Source organism: Halomonas flagellata, assembly GCF_022487945.1.
Lineage (GTDB): Bacteria > Pseudomonadota > Gammaproteobacteria > Pseudomonadales > Halomonadaceae > Halomonas > Halomonas flagellata.
On record NZ_JAKVPY010000003.1, the window covers coordinates 123,862 to 141,736 of the forward strand.

Consider the following 17,875-nt stretch of genomic DNA (forward strand, 5'->3'; position numbering starts at 1 on the left):
GCGACCCGGACCAGCCGGGTGGCCCTCGACGAGGAAGAAAACGCACAGGCGATCTCGGCCATCGCCATGCGCTGCGGCGGTTGCGGGGCCAAGGTCGGCGCCTCGGTGCTGTCCCGGGCCCTCTCGACCCTTCGGCCGGTGGACCGGGACGAAGTGCTGGTGGGCCTTCACGCCCCGGATGATGCCGCCGTGGTGCGGGTGCCGCCGGGCAAGGCCATGGTGCATACCGTGGACTTCTTCCGCGCCTTCATCGACGACCCCTATGTGTTCGGCAAGGTCGCCGCCAACCACGCCCTGGGCGACATCTTCGCCATGGGCGCCGAGGCGCAGACCGCCACCGCCGTGGCCACGGTCCCCCAGGGGCTCGAGGCCAAGGTCGAGGACACCGTCTTCCAGATGATGAGCGGTGCACTCGAGGTGCTCAACGCCGCCGACTGCGCCCTGGTCGGCGGGCACACCGGCGAGGGCATGGAACTGGCCCTGGGCTTCGCCGTCAACGGCCTGATCGACGCCGACGGCGACGGTGCCCTGAGCGACAGCGTCCTGACGAAAGGCGGCCTGCGCCCGGGCCAGGTGCTGATCCTGACCAAGCCCATCGGCACCGGCACGCTGTTCGCCGCCCACGCCCGGCTGGGCGCCCGGGGCCGCTGGATCGACGCCGCCCTCGAGAGCATGTGCCAGTCCAGCCGCCGGGCCGCGGCCTGCCTGCGCGAGCACGACGCCACCGCCTGCACCGATCTCACCGGCTTCGGCCTGCTGGGCCACCTGGTCGAGATGACGCGTCCCTCGGAGGTGGATGCCGAGCTCGACCTGGCGGCACTGCCGCTGCTCGAGGGCGCCGAGGAGACCATCGCCGCCGGGATCCTGAGTTCACTGCAGCCCGCCAACGTGCGCCTGCGCCGAGCCATCCGCGACCAGGCGGCCTGGGTCGAGCACCCCCGCTACCCGCTGCTGTTCGACCCCCAGACCGCCGGCGGCCTGCTGGCCAGCGTGCCCGCCGAGCACGCGGCGGCGTGCCTGGAGGCCCTGCACGCCCTGGGCTACGCCCGGGCCGCCGTGATCGGCCGCGTCCTCGAGCCCGGCGAAGCGCTGGAGCCCATCCACCTGAGGGATGGCAATCTCAGGGAGTGAGCCCGCAGGCGGCGATCACCCGTGCCAGCCCCTCCCGTTCGGCCTCGGGGCGAAACAGCGGCGCGCGCGCCAGCACCTGCCGGCGGAGCCGGTCGACGAAGGCCGGCTCGGCCTCGGCGCGGCGCAGCAGGTCCCTCAGGGCCGCGGTGTCGGCCACCGGGAAGTAACCGGCGTAGTCATCGCCCAGCAGGCCGCGATTGCCGGGTATCGCCGAGGCCAGTACCGGCAGGCCGGCCACGCAGGCCTCGCTGACCACATTGGCGCCCCCTTCCATGCGCGAGCTGATCACCATCAGCCGTGCCCGGGCCATCCACTGGCGCACCCGCCAGCGGGGCAGGTCGCCGAGCCAGCGGTAACGCCCGTTGTGCGCCATCTCATCGCGGGCGGCGTCGGCCCACTCCGGGCTGTGGGCGCCGCCGAGCTGCACCACCTGCAGCCGCGACGTCGACGGCAGCTCGCGCATCGCCAGGGCCGCGCGCAACGAGTCCTTCTCCTCGCGCAGATGGCCGGCGACCAGCACCTCGAACCAGCGTCGGACAGGGCGAGGCGCCTGGGGCGGCAGGGGCCGCGCCGACTGGTGGACGACATGCAGGCGCGACAGGAAGCGCGGCGGGAGGTCCTCGGCCAGGCAATCATGCAGGCCGATCAGGGCATCGCTGGCGGCGAGGCTGTCGAGAAACGCCTCGGGGTGGCTGTGCTGGAAGCGGTAGACGTCGGTCCCCGTCAGCACCACCACCATCGGACACCCCGAAAAGGCGGCGCGACAGGCGCGAATGGCGGCGTGGCTTCGCGTGGCATGCAGCGCCAGCACCAGCTCCGGTGGCTGGCCGGCCAGGCGGCAGCCCTCGGCACCCTCTTCGGATCCCGCGATGCGCACCCGGCAGCCCAGTTCGTGCAGCAGCCCCGCCCAGCGGGTCGCCGTGGCCCGGTTGCCGGCGCGAGACCCTCGACGCGCCGGTGTGATCAGGGCTACCTTCAACACTATTCACACTCCCTCACCGCCCCACCCCTCGACGAGGTCGGCATGATCCAGACGCCTTCGACACCCCCGCAACCCGCTGACGCGCTGGCGGCGATGCTCACCGATGCCCGCGAGCGCAGCCTGGCGCTGATGCGGGACATCCTCGAGGCCCGCGAACTCGGCCCGCGGCTGGCGATCGTCAATCCCCCGCTGTGGGAGCTCGGCCACCTGGGCTACTTCCACGACCATTTCGCCCTGCGCGGCCTCTATGGTCTGCCCGACTACCGACTCGCCGATGCCGACCGGCTGTTCGATTCCAGCAGCATCGCCCATGATGACCGTTGGTCGCTACCGCTGCCGTCTCGCGAGGAGACCCTGGACTACCTGTCACGGGTGCAGCAGGCCATGCTCGAGCGCCTGCCCGACGGCGACGCCAGTGCCGCCCAGAGCTATGTCTACCAGCTCACCACCCTGCACGAGGACATGCACGGCGAGGCCTTCCTCTATACGCGCCAGACCCTGGGCGACCCGCCCCCCGCACTGGGCACGCCACCCCGGGGCTATCCCACCACTGCGTCCGCCGCCGAGCTCCCCGCCGGTGCGCTGCCCGGGGATGTCGACATCCCGGGCGGGCGCCATCTCCTGGGTTCCGACGAGACCCAGCCCTTCCGCTTCGACAACGAGAAGCCGCCCATGGAGGTCGAGGTGACGCCCTTCTCGATCGCCCGGGCGCCGGTCACCAACGCCGACTTCGCCACCTTCGTCGACGACGGGGGCTATTGGCGACGCGAGCTGTGGAGCGAGGCCGGCTGGCAATGGCGCCAGCAGCAGGACCTGCAGGCGCCCGTCTACTGGCGCCAGGGTGCCAACCGAGGCTGGGAGGAGCGCGCCTTCGATCAATGGCTGCCGCTGCCCCCCCATCAGCCGGTCGTGCATGTCAGCTGGTACGAGGCCGAGGCCTGGTGCCGCTGGGCCGGCCGCCGCCTGCCCAGCGAGGCCGAATGGGAGGTCGCCGCCAGCCGGGAGCCGAGCTCCGACGGTCGCTCCCTGGCGCCGGGCAAGCGCCGCCACCCCTGGGGCGATACGCCGCCGGATGCCGGCCTGGCCAACCTGGATGGCTGGCGCCTGGGACGCCTCGATGTGGCGGCGCTTCCCGACGGCGACAGCGCCTTCGGTTGCCGACAGATGCTGGGCAACGTCTGGGAATGGACAGCCTCGCCCTTCGGCCCCTTCCCGGGGTTCCGCCCCGAGCTCTACCGCGACTATTCGGCGCCCTGGTTCCAGGAGGGCCGCTACGTGCTGCGCGGCGGCGCCTGGGCCACGCGGGCACGGCTGATCCACAACGGCTACCGCAACTTCTTCACCCCGGGCCGTAACGACACCCTGGCCGGCTTTCGCACCTGCGCCCTCTGAGACGGGATGCCTCGGCAATTTTCGGTATCATGGCCTTTCCGCTGACCCAGGTTCCACTGCCCACTTGCCACTTACAACGTCCCATAAGGGTTGCTCTCCATGCCCAGATGCCTGCCCCTTGCCCTGGCCCTCCTGCTCGTCACTCTCTTCACCCCGGCCCTGGCCGCTGGCCAGCCCCTGGTCTTCACCGCCATTCCCGACGAGGACGAGACGCGCCTGCAGCAACGCTTCCAGGCCGTGGCCGACTACCTCGCCGAGGCGCTCGATGTCGAGGTGCGCTTCATCCCGGTCACTTCCTACGCCGCCTCGGTCACCGCCTTTCGCAACAACCAGGTGCAGCTGGCCTGGTTCGGCGGCTTCACCGGCGTGCAGGCACGCCAGCTGGTGCCGGGCTCCCGGGCCATCGCCCAGGGCGTGGAGGACCCCGAATACCGCAGCTACTTCATCGTCAACCGGGCCATCGGCCTCGCGCCCCACGACGGCGACAGCGCCCCCGAGGGGCTGCGCGGCCTGACCTTCAGCTTCGGCTCCCGGAGCTCGACCTCCGGGCGCCTGATGCCGGAGCACTACCTGCGCCGGGACCTCGGCGCGTCGCCCGACGAGCTGTTCGACCGGGTCGGCTTCAGCGGCAACCACAGCCGCACCATCGCGGTGGTGCAGTCCGGTGCCTACCAGGCCGGGGTGGTCAGCTACAAGGCCTGGGAGAACGAGGTGGCAAGCGGCAGCGTCGATGCCGAGCGCGTCCAGGTGATCTGGGAATCGCCGCCCTATCCCGACTACCAGTGGACGGTCCGCGGCGATGTCGACGAGCGCTTCGGCGATGGCTTCACCGAGCGCCTGCAACAGGCGCTGCTCGACATGGATGACCCCGACCTGCTGGCCAGCTTCCCGCGCTCGGGCTTCATCCCGGCCGAGAACGACGACTACCGGGAAATCCTCGAGGTCGCGCAGTCCCTGGGGCTGATCGACGAATGACCATGCTGGCGCTGCATGACGCCGTCGCCGCCTATGGCGAGATCCGCGTGCTCGGCCCGCTGAGCCTGACGCTCACGCGTGGCGAGCGCGTGGCGCTGGTCGGCAGGAGCGGTGCCGGCAAGTCGACGCTGCTGTCGGTGATGTATGACCGCTGGCGCGACCAGGGGGCCGCCCTGATGCCCCAGGACCTCGGCCTGGTGGCCACGCTCTCGGTATTCCACAACGTCTACATGGGCCGGCTCGACCGGCACCCCTGGTGGCGCAACCTGCTGACCCTGGTGCGCCCGCGGCCAGGTGACGTGGCGGAGATCGGCGCCCTGCTCACCCGGCTCGGCCTCGACGACAGGCTCTGGACCCCTTGCGGCGAACTCTCCGGCGGGCAACGCCAGCGCGTCGCCGTGGCGCGGGTCGTCCATCAGGGCGGCGGGATGCTGCTCGCCGACGAGCCGGTCTCGGCGCTGGATGGCCCCCTGTCCGAGGTGACCCTGACCGCCCTGACCGATGCCTATCCGACCGCGGTGCTGGCCATGCACGACGTGGAACTGGCGCTGCGCTACTGCACCCGGGTGATCGGCATCCGCGATGGCGCCATCGCCATCGACCAGCCCAGCCAGCGGCTGGCCGCCACCGACCTCCTGCCGCTCTACTGATCATGCCGCTGACCGCCACCCGTCGCGTCACCCTGGGACTGATCCTGCTGGCCGGGGTGTGCCTGCTGTTCGGCGACTTCGAGATCAGTACCCACGCCCCCTGGCAGGCGCTGGGCCGCCTGTTCATGGGGCTGCTCCAGCCCGACTTCTCCCGCGTCGACTTCCTCGGCGAGGCCCTGCTGCGGACGGTGGCCTTCGCCTTCACCGGCGTGGGGCTCGGCGCGGCGGCGGGCATGCTGCTGGCCCTGCTCTTCGGGCATGTCTGGGTGCGCACCTTCTGCGCCTTCATCCGCGCCATCCATGAGCTGTTCTGGGCGCTAATCTTCCTGCAGAGCTTCGGCCTGCACCCGATCACCGGGGTACTGGCCATTGCCATCCCCTACGCCGGCACCTTCGCCAAGGTCTATGCCGAGATCCTCGACGAGTGCGACCCGCAGCCGGAACGCACCCTGCCGCGGCGCGCCGGGCGACTCTCGGCGCTGGTCTACACCCGCATCAGTCAGGCCTGGCCGCACCTGGTCAGCTATACGGCCTACCGGCTCGAGTGCGGCCTGCGCTCCAGCGCGGTGATCGGCTTCGTCGGCATGCCGACCCTGGGGTTTCACCTCGCGGGCGCCTTCGCCCAGGGTCACTACGCTACCGTCGGTGCACTGCTGCTGCTGTTCTACGCCCTCATCGCCTCCCTGCGGCTGTGGGCACGGCCACGGCTGCTGCCCCTCTACCTGCTGGCCTCCCCCTTCCTGCTGGGCACCGGGCTGCCGATCATGTGGAGCAACGTCGCGCGCTTCTTCACCGAGGACATCGTGCCCGCCCCGCTGCGCAACGGCGAGGGGCTTGGCGGCCTCCTGCCCTGGCTGGGTGACCTCCTCGCCCACCAGGCCCTGCCCGGCATCTGGAATACCCTGCTGCTGACCCAGATCGCCATGGTGCTCACCGGCGCGCTGGCGATGACGCTGTTCCCGCTGATCTCTCATCATTTCACGGGGCGGCATTTCACCGGCCGGGTGCGCGGCGCCCTGGGGCATGGGGTATTGGTGGTGATGCGCTCCACCCCGGAGTACCTGCTGGCCTTCATCCTGCTGCAGCTGTGGGGACCCTCGATGCTGCCGGCGGTGGTCGCCCTGGCGCTGCACAACGGCGGCATCATCGGCCACCTGATCGGGCGCCGCAGCAACGAGATCCAGCTGCGCCAGGACGCCCCCGGTGGCATGAACCGCTACGCCTACGAGGTGGCGCCGCGCGTCTACGGCCCCTTCCTGGCGCTGCTCTTCTACCGCTGGGAGATCATCATGCGCGAGACGGCGATACTGGGCATTCTCGGCATCGCCACCCTGGGCTTCCACGTCGACAGCGCCATCCAGGAGCTGCGCTTCGACCGCGCCATGGTGCTCATCGTGATCACCGCCCTGCTCAACATCGGCGTGGATATTCTCGCCCGCCGGCTGCGCGCCCGCCTGCGCCTGAGCCACACCGCCCAGAGCGAGCCGTGACAGGCCTGCCGCCCCGAGAGACGAACGCCCCTGCCGGAACCGGCAAGGGCGTTTCCATATGGGAATCGAGACAGGGTCAGTCCGGCAGATCGGTCACCGCACCGGTGGAAGCCGAACTCACCGCCCTGGCGTACTTGGCCAGCACGCCGCGGGTGTAGCGCGGTGCCGGCTGGCGCCAGGCGGCGCGACGGCGCATCAGCTCATCGTCGGAAAGCCCCACCTCGATGGTGTCGGCCTCGGCGTCGATGGTGATGGTGTCACCGTCCTCCACCAGCGCCAGCGGCCCCCCGTCGAAGGCCTCGGGGGTCACATGGCCGACCACGAAGCCGTGGCTGCCGCCGGAGAAGCGCCCGTCGGTGATCAGCGCCACATCGTTGCCGAGCCCCCGGCCCATGATCGCCGAGGTCGGGGTGAGCATCTCGCGCATGCCCGGCCCGCCCTTCGGCCCCTCGTAGCGGATCACCACCACGTCGCCGGCCACCACGCTGCCGTCGTTGATGCGCGCCTGGGCCTCCTCCTCGGAGCCGAAGACCCGGGCCGTGCCCGAGAACCGGGTGCCCTCCTTGCCGGTGATCTTGGCCACCGCCCCTTCCGGCGCCAGGTTGCCGTAGAGGATCCGCAGGTGGCTCTCGGCCTTGAGCGGCGCCTCCAGCGGGGCGATGATCGCCTGCCCCTCGGGATAGGGCGCCACGTCCGCCAGGTTTTCGGCGAGCGTCCGGCAGGTGACCGTCAGGCAGTCGCCGTGCAGCAGCCCGGCGTCGAGCAGCGTCTTCATCAGCGGCTGGATGCCGCCGATCTCGACCAGCTCGCTCATCATGTAGTGGCCGCTGGGGCGCAGGTCGGCGAGCACCGGCACCCGCTTGCCGAGGGCGGTGAAGTCCTCGAGGGAGAGCTCGACCCCCATGGTGCGGGCCATGGCGATCAAGTGCAGCACCGCATTGGTCGAGCCGCCCAGGGCGATCACCACGGTGATGGCGTTCTCGAAGGCCTCGCGGGTCATGATGTCCGACGGCTTGATGTCGCGCTCGAGCAGTTCGAGCACCGCGGCACCAGCGGCTTCGCAGTCGTCGCGTTTCGCCTGCGATACCGCGTTCTGGGCCGAGCTGCCCGGCAGGCTCATGCCCAGCGCCTCGATGGCCGAGGCCATGGTGTTGGCGGTGTACATGCCGCCGCAGGAGCCGGGGCCGGGGATTGCCGTCTCCTCGATCTGCTTCACCTCGATCAGGTCGAGATCGCCGCGGCTGTAGGCGCCCATGGCCTCGAACACCGAGACGATATCGGTGTGCCCGGCACCAGGCAGGATGGTGCCACCGTAGACGAAGACGCTGGGCCGGTTCAGCCGCGCCAGGCCCATCAGGCAGCCCGGCATGTTCTTGTCGCAGCCGCCGATCGCCACCAGGCCGTCGAAGCCCTCGCAGCCCGCCACCGTCTCGATGGAATCGGCGATCACCTCCCGCGACACCAGCGAGTACTTCATGCCCTCGGTGCCGTTGGCGATGCCGTCGGAGATGGTGATGGTGTTGAAGATCACGCCCTTGCCCCCGGCACCGTCGGCACCGGCACTGGCGCGTTCGGCCAGCTCGTCGATATGGCTGTTGCAGGGGGTGAGGTTGCTCCAGGTCGAGGCGATGCCCACCTGGGGCTTCACGAAATCCTCGTCGGTGAAGCCCACCGCCCGCAGCATGGCACGGCTGGCGGCCTTGCCGGGGCCATCCACCACCGGGGCGGAGTGGCGTCGGCGGGGATCCTGTGGCGTATCGCTCATGGGGCGGACTCCTCTGGTCGATTGGGATTGACCTTCAGAGGGTGGCTGGCGCAGGCCGGCCTGGCAACCCGCCCGGGGCGACGGCCCCGCCCCCGCTGCCCTGTCGGCGATGGCCTCAGCGGGAATGCACCGCGTCGTGGAAGGCCCGCTCCTTGGCCACCGTCTCGCGGAAGCGCTCGGCCATGCGCGCGAAGCCGGCCTCGTCCAGCCGTGCCGCCTCCTCGTCCAGGCGCCGGCGCAGCCAGGCGACGAAGTCCTGGAAGGCCGGGTTGTCGTGCAGGTCGATCCACTCCCCCATCAGGGGGGGCAGCCCTTCGGCGCGGGTGACCCGCCGGGCCCATTCCAGGTAGAGCCACTCGGTGACCACCAGCACCGCCAGCATCTCGGCATAGCTGCCGTGCATGCCGGTGTCGTGCAGCAGTCGGCGGAAGTCTCGAGTCGGCGCCAGGTAGTCGGGCGCCACGCGAGCCTGCTCCGGCACCCCGAAGGCCTCGAAGGTGCGCTGGAAGACGCTGTCCTCGTCGCTGGTCAGCATGCCCATGAACTGGCCCAGCACCACGCGGTCGGCCATGGTCGGCGCGTGGCCGATGGCATGGCCGATCAGCGCGGTGAAGGGGTCGACGAAGCCGTAGTCCTGCACCATGTAGGCGGCGAAGGCCTCGCCGGAGAGCCGCCCCTCGGCCAGGGCATCGAACAGCGGATGGTTCACCGTGGCCGACCAGTCGGGCTCGCTGATCTCACGCAGCCAGTCGGTGATGCGTGCCGATTCGCGGCCGGCGGCCCAGGCGTTCCAGGTCGAGCGGGTGGTCATCGGGCGTCTCCTTCGCGTGCCAGGGGGAATCGGGAAGCCGGCCGGCGCCAGGCGATCAACAGGCTGACGAGGGTGGACGCCAGCAGGGCGCCGAGGAACGGCGGCAGGGTCGGGATGCTGTCCGGGAAGCTGGCCACCAGCACTCCGCCCGCCAGGCTGCCCTGGGCCACCCAGCCGGGCAGGATGGCGCCGAGCAGACCCGCCACGCCGCCGGCCACCGCCGCCAGCGGGCTCATGCGCCGCCACAGGCCCAGCAGCACCGGCACCACGATGGCGGCACACAGCAGGTCGGCGATCAGGAACAGGCGCAGCACCGAGAGCCCCTGCAGCGCCACCCACACCACCGGGACCATCAGCACCACCGTGGCCAGACGCGCCGCCCCGACGGAGAGCCCGCGCCGGCCGGCGCTGGCCACCGCCAGCGAGGCGATGGCGTTCTGCAGGGTATCCACGCTGGAGGCCACCAGGGTCACCGCCAGCACCAGTGCCGGCAGGCCCAGCCACGCCGGCGCGGCGGACAGCAGCGCGAAGAAGGGAATCGGCGGCTCGCCCAGCGGCAGCCCGCTCATGGCCGCCAGCATGCCCAGGGCACCGATCGCCAGGATCACCAGCAGGGTGCTGACCCCGCCCAGCAGGGCGCCACGACCCAGCGCCCGATCATTCTCGGCCGACCAGATGCGCTGCCAGTAACCCTGATGGAAGAGGTTGGCCGCGGTCACCGCGATCACCAGCGTCAGCGCCACGCTCAGGGCACTGCCCACCGGAATCGAGGGCATCACCGCCCCCACCGGCATCTCCGGCAGCCGCCATACCGCCACCCCACCGACCAGTGCCAGCAGGGCCAGCAGCAGCCACGCCTGCCAGCGGTCGGTGGCCAGGCTGGCGCGCAGCCCCCCCAGCACCGTATAGACCAGGGTGACCACCGCCACGCCCATCACCACCAGCGCCGGCGGCACCTCGGAGAGCAGCGCGGCGATGGCGCCGATGGCGGTCAGTTCCGCCGCCAGGAAGCAGGCCATGTAGAGGATCGAGACCAGCGATACCCAACGGCGCACCCCGGGTCCGTAGCAGGCCTCGGCAAACTCGCCGATGCTGCGCCCTTCCGGAAGGTGACGGCGGATCGCCGGGCCGTAGAGCCCCAGCACGAGGAACGGCAACGACGAGCCGATGGCGTAGCCGGCCAGCGCCACCGGGCCGACGAAGGCACCGATCTCCGGCGGTGCGAAGAGAATCCAGGCCCCCATGCTCGAGGCCAGGAACGACAGCCCCAGGGTCGAGGCGGTCTGGGAGTTGCGGGCGGTGACATAGTCGTCGAGGGGGCCGCCGGCACGGCGGGCCCTGAGGCCGAGAACGGCAAAACAGAGCAGCGCCGCGCCGAGCACGGCAGACGTCAGGTAGGGCATGTCGCGCTTCCTCCGCCGGTGTGAACCGGATCAGGTTCCAGGGTCGGCGCTCATGGCCCTCTCAGCCCGCGCGGCAAGGTGCGGCGGGACTCCCCTGGCGACAGTGGATGTAATATTGTGAACGAACCTCAAGTTACGGCCACAGGGGCCGACATAACGTTCGATCCGATAGCATGACACAACAACGCCGGATTTCGAACGACCATCCTCGCTGGGAACCCGCTCATGCCGTTTACTGAAGCCAAGGAACACGCCCCCGGGCGCCTGCATGCCATCTTCGCCGCCCCTTACTCCGCCTTCGACAACCTGGTACCCGAGCGCCACCTGCACCTGCGCGTGGCCATCGAGGCACTGGTCGGCCAGCCCATGGCCGATGGCCGGCTGCTCCTGCGCGTGATCCATGGCTGGGAGAACGGCTACTTCGAACCCGCCGACCTCAAGCACAGCGACCACCGGACCGGTTCGCTGGACGACCTGCGCGATGTTGCCACCCACTATCACCGGGCCTTCGAGGCCCAGGCGCCCCTGCCCCGCGACACCGCCTCGCTGCTGGCCGGGCCGCTGGCCGCCGCCATCGCCGCCGCCGAGGCCGCCGGCCAGGCGCTGGACGACGAGACCCGCACCAGCCCCGCCCGCTGGCCGGCCTTCGAGCGGGGGCTCATGCTCTACACCTTCTTCAAGGTCTACCACCGCCTCACCTACGGCGAGGACGACGCCTACCGCGCCATCCACTGCGAGACGCCCGACGGCTCCCGCGAGATCCACGAATTCCACCTGGAGGAAGGCGAGTTCGCCGTGATCGCCCCCCCCGAGGGCGAGGCCGGCAACAGCGTGCTGCTGCTGCACGAGAGCCAGCTGGCGCCGGTGCTGCAGCTATTGGAGGAGTGTAAAAGCCAGCCATCTTGATTAGGATGGCTGAATACGGAAGGCATTCTCCAAGGAGTCAGCTTTGCTGAATATCGATACCCGTATTCGACAAGCGGCCTTCCAGCGCCTGAAGGCAATCTTGCAAGAATACTCTAGCGACGTACCCTGGGATGTAATTGCCAAACCGGTCCCCTTCGACGGTGGAGCCTTCTTCCTCGCCAGCCGTGCCATCGGCATCTTCAAGCCTAAGCAGATGCCGGATGGGATCTTGAGCATAAAGACCGTGGTGCCAAAACAAGGACGCATCAACATCTATTCCGATGGAGCGAGTGATGATGGCGGCTTCTGGTATTCGCTTGAATCAGGAGGACTCGCGAAACCAGCGAATCGTCAGCTGGTGATCAGCTACGAACGAAAAGATCCAATCATTTACCTTATGGGAGTCGCACCTGGCCGATATTTTCCTTTGTGGCCTTGCTATATAGATAACGTCGACACAGGTCAGGAAATGTGTCACATCAGCATGCATGACCAAATCGGCGTCATGCGAAATGTAGCTGAGCCAACAGCAGGCTACCAGGTCGATGACCTTGAGAAACGTTACATCATCCGTGAGGTTAAGACTCGAGTACACCAAGCGGAATTTCGTGCCAGAGTCATGCAAGCTTACTCCAATCGCTGTGCCATGACGGGGTTACCCGTACCTCAGTTGCTTGAGGCTGCCCATATCATTCCCGACAACCATCAGGCCAGTACTGTCGAGGTCAGTAACGGGATTTCGCTTACTCGCCTTCACCACCGGGCCTATGATGCCGGCTTGGTCGGTATCGATACAGACTATAAAATCCATCTCAATGAGGAGCTGCTGGCAACCAAAGATGGCCCACTACTTGAAAGCATGAAGCAGCTCAATGGCCAGAAAATCTCACTCCCCCGTAGCCCGGAGCAAAGGCCCAACAGAGAAGCCCTTGAGCTGCATTACCATCAGTTCCTCATGAAGTAGGGTGCCTCACTTTTCCCGCGGCACCCGCTCCCTCAGGTAGAACTCCTCGTTGGGCGGGGTGGCGGCGAGGGTGACCAGGCGGTTGGACATGCCGAAGAAGGCGGCGATGGCGCCGGTGGCGCCGATGTCCCAGATGTCCCAGATGTCGTCGAGGGTGAAGCCGGCCTTCGACGGGAACGCCAGCGGATACCCTCCCCATTCCCAGCAACGCCGGGGCGGCCGAATGCTGCTGCCAGGGCTGACCGGTGCCTATGGCTACCTGCACTGACTGGTGGTTGGTTGTCGGCGCCGGCGGAGCCTGCTTCGTGCCGATCGTCGCCCATCACGCCGCCATCTTCTCGAAAGTCGCGGGGAGGCCCCAGCCCCCCTTGCCTGACCATTGCCTGCGCTCGCCCATCCAGCGTTAGTCACCGACTGATGGAGGGGCGCCCGCTCGAGCACTACTTGAACATCCAGCTTGCCACCAGCCGTACCACTCGCGGCATGACCACATACACCACCAACGCCACGATGGTGGCGGCGATGATCCCGTGCCGCAGCCCCCAGGTATCGAGCAGCGGAAAGAGGGAGAACAGCGGCTGCCAGAGCAGCGGCACCACGAGGGTCAGCGGCCAGATGACGCCCGTGGTGACCAGCCACTGCTTCCAGCGTACGGGCTGCTTGCTGGTGGCAGTCGGCGGCGTGAACCAGTAGTCGATGCCGCTGAGGATCTCGACCGCTTCATCCTGCTGCAGGGCGTCGCGGATGTCGTCCATCAGCTCGCGGCGGTCGTCGGACGAGCGCCAGCGCTCGGCCTGGGCCTCGGAGGCGAAGCGCACCGCGATCTCGTAGTCCTGGCCGCCCTCGTGGGGTCTCAGGATATGCACGCCCTGGTGACCGGCATAACGAGAGGCGGCCTCGATGATCTGGCGCAGCCAGGTCTCGTAACGGTCCTTGGCATCGGGGCGGACCCGGTGATGGATGCGGATGGTGACGCCATCGCCGCCCGACAATGGCGCTGCGGATTGGAGTTCGGTCATGCGATGTCCTTCGCGGTCGGGGAAACCTTGGCGTCTCGCTATGCCTGCCAGGGCAGTGGCGGCGGCATCAGCGGTTCACCGTCGTAGCCGGGGATGCTGCCGAAGCGCGCGCTGCCGACTTCCCAGTCCCGCTGCGCCTCGGCGATCTCGGCCTTGCTGTGGCCGACGAAGTTCCACCAGATCAGGATCTCCTCGTCCAGCGGCTCGCCCCCCACCAGGATGGCCCGGCCACCCGCCGGGAGGGACAGGGTGACGGCCTCGCGCCCGCAACCCAGATAGGCCAGCTCGTTGGGCAGGAAAGTGTCGCCCTCGATGTCCAGCTCGCCCTCCAGGGGCAGCACGCCGTACTCGAAGTCTTCCCGCAGCGTCAGCCGCAGGGCGCTCGCCTCCCGGCTGAAGAGATCCAGGCCCACCAGCGGCGAGAAGGCCAGGGTCGGTGCCCGCCGTCCCGCGAATTCGCCGGTCAACAGGGTGAAGTCCACCCCCGCCTCCTGCCAGCGCGGCAGCTCCGGGTAGTGGTCGAAGCGCGGGTCGGTGCGGCGGTCGGCCTCCGGCAGGGCGATCCACAGTTGGGCGGCATGCAGGTGCGTCTCGCCAGTCACCGACTCCTCGGTATGGCTGATGCCGCGTCCGGCGGTCATCAGGTTGACCTGCCCGGGACGGATCACCTGCTGGTTGCCCAGGCTGTCACGGTGCAGCACTTCGCCCTCGATCATCCAGGTGAAGGTCTGCAGGCCGATATGCGGATGCGGGCCGACGCGCAGCCCACGGGAATCGCCCTTGAAGATGGCCGGTCCGGCATGGTCGAGGAAGCACCAGGCGCCCACCAGGCGACGGTGGCGGGAGGGCAAGACCCGATTGACGGGAATCCCGCCCACATCGGCGGTACGGGGAGCGACATGCTGGACCTGGCGTTTGCCCTCGACGACCGGGCAGTCGCGGGACGAGGCCAGGTCGCGATCATCGACGAGAGTGCTCATGGGGGTATCCTTCCGAAACTGGCGAATGGGGCTCGGCCCTCGAGGGGGCCGCCTTCAGAATAGGCGCCCCCCTGAACCATCGCTCGGGACCGAGCCGACCGCACTTAGCCCTGAGTCTGCTGGTTGTAGCTTTGAATCAGGTTGGCGTAGGCCGGTAGGTGGCCGGCCAGCAGGCCGCCGAAGCCTTCGATGTCGTTGCGCCAGTCACGGTGCAGCTCGCAGCCGACACCGAACCAGGTCATCAGCTGGGCACCGGCCTGGGACATGCGATCCCAGGCGGCCTCCCGGGTGGTCTGGTTGAAGGTACCGGAGGCGTCGGTGACCACGAACACCTCATAGCCCTCCTCCAGGGCGGAGAGCACCGGGAAGGCCACGCAGACCTCGGTGACCACGCCAGCGACCAGCAGCTGCTTCTTGCCGGTGGCCTTGATGGCGGCGACGAACTCCTCGTTGTCCCAGGCGTTGATCTGGCCCGGACGGGCGAGGTAGGGCGCCTGGGGGAACATCTCCTTGAGTTCCGGCACAATGGGGCCGTTGGGGCCGGTCTCGAAGCTGGTGGTGAGGATGGTGGGGATATCGAAGAACTTGGCGATATCCGCCAGTGCCAGCACGTTGTTCTTGAAGTCGTCCGGGCTGTAGTCGCGCACCAGGGACAGCAGGCCGGCCTGATGGTCGACCATCAACAGGGCCACGTCATCCTTGTCCAGGCGGTTGTAGGTAAAGGACATGGTGGGTCTCCTTTCGTCAGGTTGGAATGGCCCGGCAGCCCGGCTGCCGGGCAAGCACGCCAGCGGAAATCCCCCCGCTAGTCGTTCAGGGCGCCGTACTTCCCGCGTTGGAAGTCGGCGAAGGCTTGGTGGATCTCCTCCACGCTGTTCATCACGAAGGGCCCGTGGCCGACGACCGGCTCCTCGATGGGCTCGCCGCTCAGCAGCAGCAACTTGGCGTCGTTGTTGGCCTCCAGGTGCAGCTCCTCGCCGCGACGCTCGAAGCTCACCACGGCCTCGTCGCGCACGATGGTCTCGCCATTGACCTGGACGGTGCCCCCCAGCACCACCAACAGGGTGGTGTGATCCTCCGGCACCGGCAGGGTGGCATGCCTGCCAGAGGCCAGCCGCACGTCCCACATGTTGATCGGCGTGAAGGTACTGGCCGGTCCCTCATGTCCAAGATAGCTACCTGCCACCACCCGTACCCGGCCGGCCTCGTCGTCCAGCGGCACGCTGGGAATGTCGGCATCGAGCAGCGTCTGGTAGGCTGCCGGGGTATCCTTGTCGCGAGCGGGCAGGTTGACCCAGAGCTGCACCATCTCCAGCTTGCCACCGCGCTCCGTGAAGGCCCGGGAGTGGTACTCCTCGTGGATGATGCCGGCACCGGCAGTCATCCACTGCACGTCCCCCTCGCCGATCTTGCCGCCGCTGCCGGTGGAATCGCGGTGCTCCAGCTCCCCTTCGTAGACCAGGGTCACGGTCTCGAAGCCGCGGTGGGGGTGCTGTCCCACGCCGCGAGGCCGCTTGGCCGGCTTGAAGGTGTAGGGACCGGCGTGATCCAGCATCAGGAAGGGGCTGATGTGCTCGGCCCCCATGCGCTCATAGGTGAACAGGGAACGCACGGGAAAGCCGTCACCGACCCAGTGACCGCGGGGGGCGCCGTATACCGCTTGGATCTTCTTCATCGTCGGCTCCTGAGTGTTGTAGGGAGGCCGGTAGCCTCGATGACAAGAAGCCTATTAAATGAACGACGAACCCACTAGACGGCACATCCGGCACAGACCGTTGCATTAACAGGACAATAGAATGCAGGACCTCAATGACCTCTATTACTTCGTGCAGGTAGTGGATCACGGGGGGTTCGCACCGGCCGGTCGCGCCCTGGGGATCCCCAAGTCGAAGCTGAGTCGTCGCATCGGCCAACTGGAGGAGCGCCTGGAAACTCGGCTGGTGAATCGCTCGACGCGCCATTTTTCGGTGACCGAGATCGGCCAGGCCTATTACCGGCATTGCGTGGCGATGCTGGTGGAGGCGGAAGCGGCTGATGAACTGATCCAGCTTAATCGCGCCGAGCCCCGGGGCGTGATACGACTGAGCTGTTCGCCGAGCGTGCTGCATTACCTGATCACCCCCCTGCTGGTCCGCTTCATGGCCCGGTACCCCAAGGTCGATATCCAGGTGGAGGCCACCAGTCGCCGGGTGGACGTGGTCAAGGAAGGCTTCGACATGGCGATCCGGATCCGCTTCCCGCCCCTGGAAGACAGCGACCTGACCATGAAGATCCTGTCGCGCAGCCCCCAGCGGCTAGTGGCGGCCCCCGGCCTGTTCGAGAACCACTCGCTGCCCCGCACGCCCGCCGACCTGTGCCAGCTACCCAGCCTGGATTTCGACCAGCCCGACAAGCAGCATCGCTGGGATCTGGTCGGCCCCGACGGGGTCACCGCCCAGATCCCTCATCGCCCCCGCCTGGTGACGGACAGCGCCGAAACGCTGCATGAGGCGGCCCTGGCCGGGATGGGCGTGGTCAAGCTGGCCCTACTGGTCGCCGGGCGCGACCTCCAGGCCGGCTGGTTGGTCGATGTGCTGCCGGGCTGGGTGCCACGCGGCGGGATCCTGCATGCCGTCTTCCCTTCCCGGCGCTGCCTGCTGCCTTCGGTCCGGGCCCTGCTGGACTTCCTCACCGAGGAAATCGCGGAGGAAGACGTAGCGACCCGGGACGTCATCCTGGCGACCGAACGGACCAGCGCCTCCCTGGATGACTGACCGCCCGGGAAGAACGGGCGACCGTGGCCTACAGGCACCCGCAGGCCTCGTCGAAGGCGAAGCGCTCGCCTCGGGGGAAGAGCGCCGAGGCATCCCCGAACCCCAGGTTGCACAGGAAGTTGCTCTTCACCCTGCCGTCCGGCCAGAACTCCTGGTCGACGAGGCGATGGTCGAAACCGGACATGGGCCCCACGTCCAGCCCCAGGGCACGAGCCGCCAGGATGAAGTAACCGCCCTGGATGGAGCTGTTCCGGAAGGCCGTGACATCGGCGAACGCCGGGTCCTCCTCGAACATCGCCTTGGCCCCGGGGCTGTGGGCGAACGTCCGCGGCAGGTGCTCATAGAAGGCGGTATCGTAGCCCAGCACCGCGACCACCGGCGCCGTCATGGCCTTCTCCACGTTGCCGGGCAACAGCGCCGGCTTGAGGCGTTGCTTGGCCGCCGGACTCCTGAGAAAGAGAATCCTCAGCGGCTGACAGTTCATGGAAGTGGGACAGTGCTGCATGAGGTGATAGAGCTCGCGAAGCGTCTCCTCGCGGATGTCCAAGTCGTACCAGACATTGTGGGTACGGGCTTCCGTGAAGAGCGTTTCGACGGCTCGGGCATCGATGGCAGCCATGAGATGACTCCTTGACTGGGGCGCTCGACGCAGCG

The 17,875-nt window shown here is 68.4% G+C and carries 18 protein-coding genes; 9 read left to right on the top strand and 9 right to left on the bottom strand.

Translation table 11 applies throughout. From position 1 onward, the window contains the following. Positions 1-66: 66 nt before the first annotated feature. Positions 67-1,131, top strand: coding sequence for a selenide, water dikinase SelD (selD, locus tag MKP05_RS22100; RefSeq protein WP_439108965.1), 1,065 nt, complete (start codon positions 67-69; stop codon positions 1,129-1,131). Here the strand turns inward: selD and senB are convergent. Further along, on the bottom strand, positions 1,121-2,113 hold the full coding sequence (senB, locus tag MKP05_RS03410; RefSeq protein WP_240567021.1) for a selenoneine biosynthesis selenosugar synthase SenB: 993 nt from the start codon (positions 2,111-2,113) through the stop codon (positions 1,121-1,123). The genes selD and senB overlap by 11 nt on opposite strands. Before the next feature lie 42 nt (positions 2,114-2,155). On the opposite strand from senB, the gene senA reads away from it, so the two are divergent. The 4 genes from senA to MKP05_RS03430 all read left to right on the top strand — a co-directional run bounded on the left by senA (position 2,156) and on the right by MKP05_RS03430 (position 6,620). Next, positions 2,156-3,505: a selenoneine synthase SenA gene (gene senA / locus MKP05_RS03415; RefSeq protein WP_240567022.1), complete on the top strand. Its 1,350-nt coding sequence runs from the start codon at positions 2,156-2,158 to the stop codon at positions 3,503-3,505. Positions 3,506-3,604: 99 nt separating this feature from the next. Then, positions 3,605-4,480 (top strand): putative selenate ABC transporter substrate-binding protein, encoded by an 876-nt coding sequence (locus MKP05_RS03420; protein WP_240567023.1) that lies wholly within the window; start codon positions 3,605-3,607, stop codon positions 4,478-4,480. A gap of 2 nt (positions 4,481-4,482) precedes the next feature. Continuing rightward, positions 4,483-5,130 (top strand): ATP-binding cassette domain-containing protein, encoded by a 648-nt coding sequence (locus tag MKP05_RS03425; RefSeq protein WP_240567024.1) that lies wholly within the window; start codon positions 4,483-4,485, stop codon positions 5,128-5,130. A gap of 2 nt (positions 5,131-5,132) precedes the next feature. Beyond that, entirely contained in the window at positions 5,133-6,620 is a 1,488-nt protein-coding gene (locus MKP05_RS03430; protein WP_240567025.1) for a PhnE/PtxC family ABC transporter permease, read from the top strand. Positions 6,621-6,696: 76 nt separating this feature from the next. Here the strand turns inward: MKP05_RS03430 and ilvD are convergent, their stop codons facing one another. From ilvD to MKP05_RS03445, 3 genes are all read right to left on the bottom strand, one after another. Then, positions 6,697-8,385 carry a dihydroxy-acid dehydratase gene (ilvD, locus tag MKP05_RS03435; protein WP_240567026.1) on the bottom strand — a complete coding sequence of 563 codons (1,689 nt, stop codon included), beginning with the start codon at positions 8,383-8,385 and terminating at the stop codon, positions 6,697-6,699. Between the two features lie 115 nt (positions 8,386-8,500). Next, positions 8,501-9,196, bottom strand: coding sequence for a TenA family protein (locus tag MKP05_RS03440; protein ID WP_240567027.1), 696 nt, complete (start codon positions 9,194-9,196; stop codon positions 8,501-8,503). Beyond that, positions 9,193-10,599, bottom strand: coding sequence for a sodium:solute symporter family transporter (locus MKP05_RS03445; protein ID WP_240567028.1), 1,407 nt, complete (start codon positions 10,597-10,599; stop codon positions 9,193-9,195). Before MKP05_RS03445 ends, MKP05_RS03440 begins: the two co-directional genes overlap by 4 nt. Before the next feature lie 225 nt (positions 10,600-10,824). On the opposite strand from MKP05_RS03445, the gene MKP05_RS03450 reads away from it, so the two are divergent. The 3 genes from MKP05_RS03450 (at position 10,825) to MKP05_RS03460 (ending at position 12,737) form a co-directional block, all read left to right on the top strand. Further along, positions 10,825-11,505: a hypothetical protein gene (locus MKP05_RS03450; protein ID WP_240567029.1), complete on the top strand. Its 681-nt coding sequence runs from the start codon at positions 10,825-10,827 to the stop codon at positions 11,503-11,505. A gap of 43 nt (positions 11,506-11,548) precedes the next feature. Next, positions 11,549-12,469, top strand: a complete 921-nt coding sequence (locus tag MKP05_RS03455; RefSeq protein ID WP_240567030.1) for an HNH endonuclease — start codon at positions 11,549-11,551, stop codon at positions 12,467-12,469. An 88-nt stretch (positions 12,470-12,557) separates the two neighbouring features. Further along, positions 12,558-12,737, top strand: coding sequence for a hypothetical protein (locus MKP05_RS03460; protein ID WP_240567131.1), 180 nt, complete (start codon positions 12,558-12,560; stop codon positions 12,735-12,737). A gap of 172 nt (positions 12,738-12,909) precedes the next feature. On the opposite strand, the gene MKP05_RS03465 is transcribed toward MKP05_RS03460, so the two are convergent. From MKP05_RS03465 to MKP05_RS03480, 4 genes are all read right to left on the bottom strand, one after another. Then, the gene (locus MKP05_RS03465) at positions 12,910-13,488 is read right to left on the bottom strand and encodes an antibiotic biosynthesis monooxygenase (protein WP_102627182.1); all 579 of its coding nucleotides are present in this window, start codon (positions 13,486-13,488) and stop codon (positions 12,910-12,912) included. Between the two features lie 38 nt (positions 13,489-13,526). Beyond that, a complete protein-coding gene (locus tag MKP05_RS03470) occupies positions 13,527-14,468 on the bottom strand; it encodes a pirin family protein (protein WP_240567031.1) in 942 nt (313 codons plus the stop codon). Between the two features lie 104 nt (positions 14,469-14,572). Beyond that, on the bottom strand, positions 14,573-15,196 hold the full coding sequence (ycaC, locus tag MKP05_RS03475; protein WP_240567032.1) for an isochorismate family cysteine hydrolase YcaC: 624 nt from the start codon (positions 15,194-15,196) through the stop codon (positions 14,573-14,575). Positions 15,197-15,273: 77 nt separating this feature from the next. Further along, complete coding sequence (locus tag MKP05_RS03480; RefSeq protein ID WP_240567033.1) at positions 15,274-16,143, bottom strand: pirin family protein; 870 nt, start codon at positions 16,141-16,143, stop codon at positions 15,274-15,276. Positions 16,144-16,264: 121 nt separating this feature from the next. On the opposite strand from MKP05_RS03480, the gene MKP05_RS03485 reads away from it, so the two are divergent. Beyond that, complete coding sequence (locus MKP05_RS03485; RefSeq protein ID WP_240567034.1) at positions 16,265-17,221, top strand: LysR substrate-binding domain-containing protein; 957 nt, start codon at positions 16,265-16,267, stop codon at positions 17,219-17,221. Positions 17,222-17,249: 28 nt separating this feature from the next. Here the strand turns inward: MKP05_RS03485 and MKP05_RS03490 are convergent, their stop codons facing one another. Continuing rightward, positions 17,250-17,840, bottom strand: coding sequence for a malonic semialdehyde reductase (locus MKP05_RS03490; protein WP_102627177.1), 591 nt, complete (start codon positions 17,838-17,840; stop codon positions 17,250-17,252). Positions 17,841-17,875 lie beyond the last annotated feature (35 nt).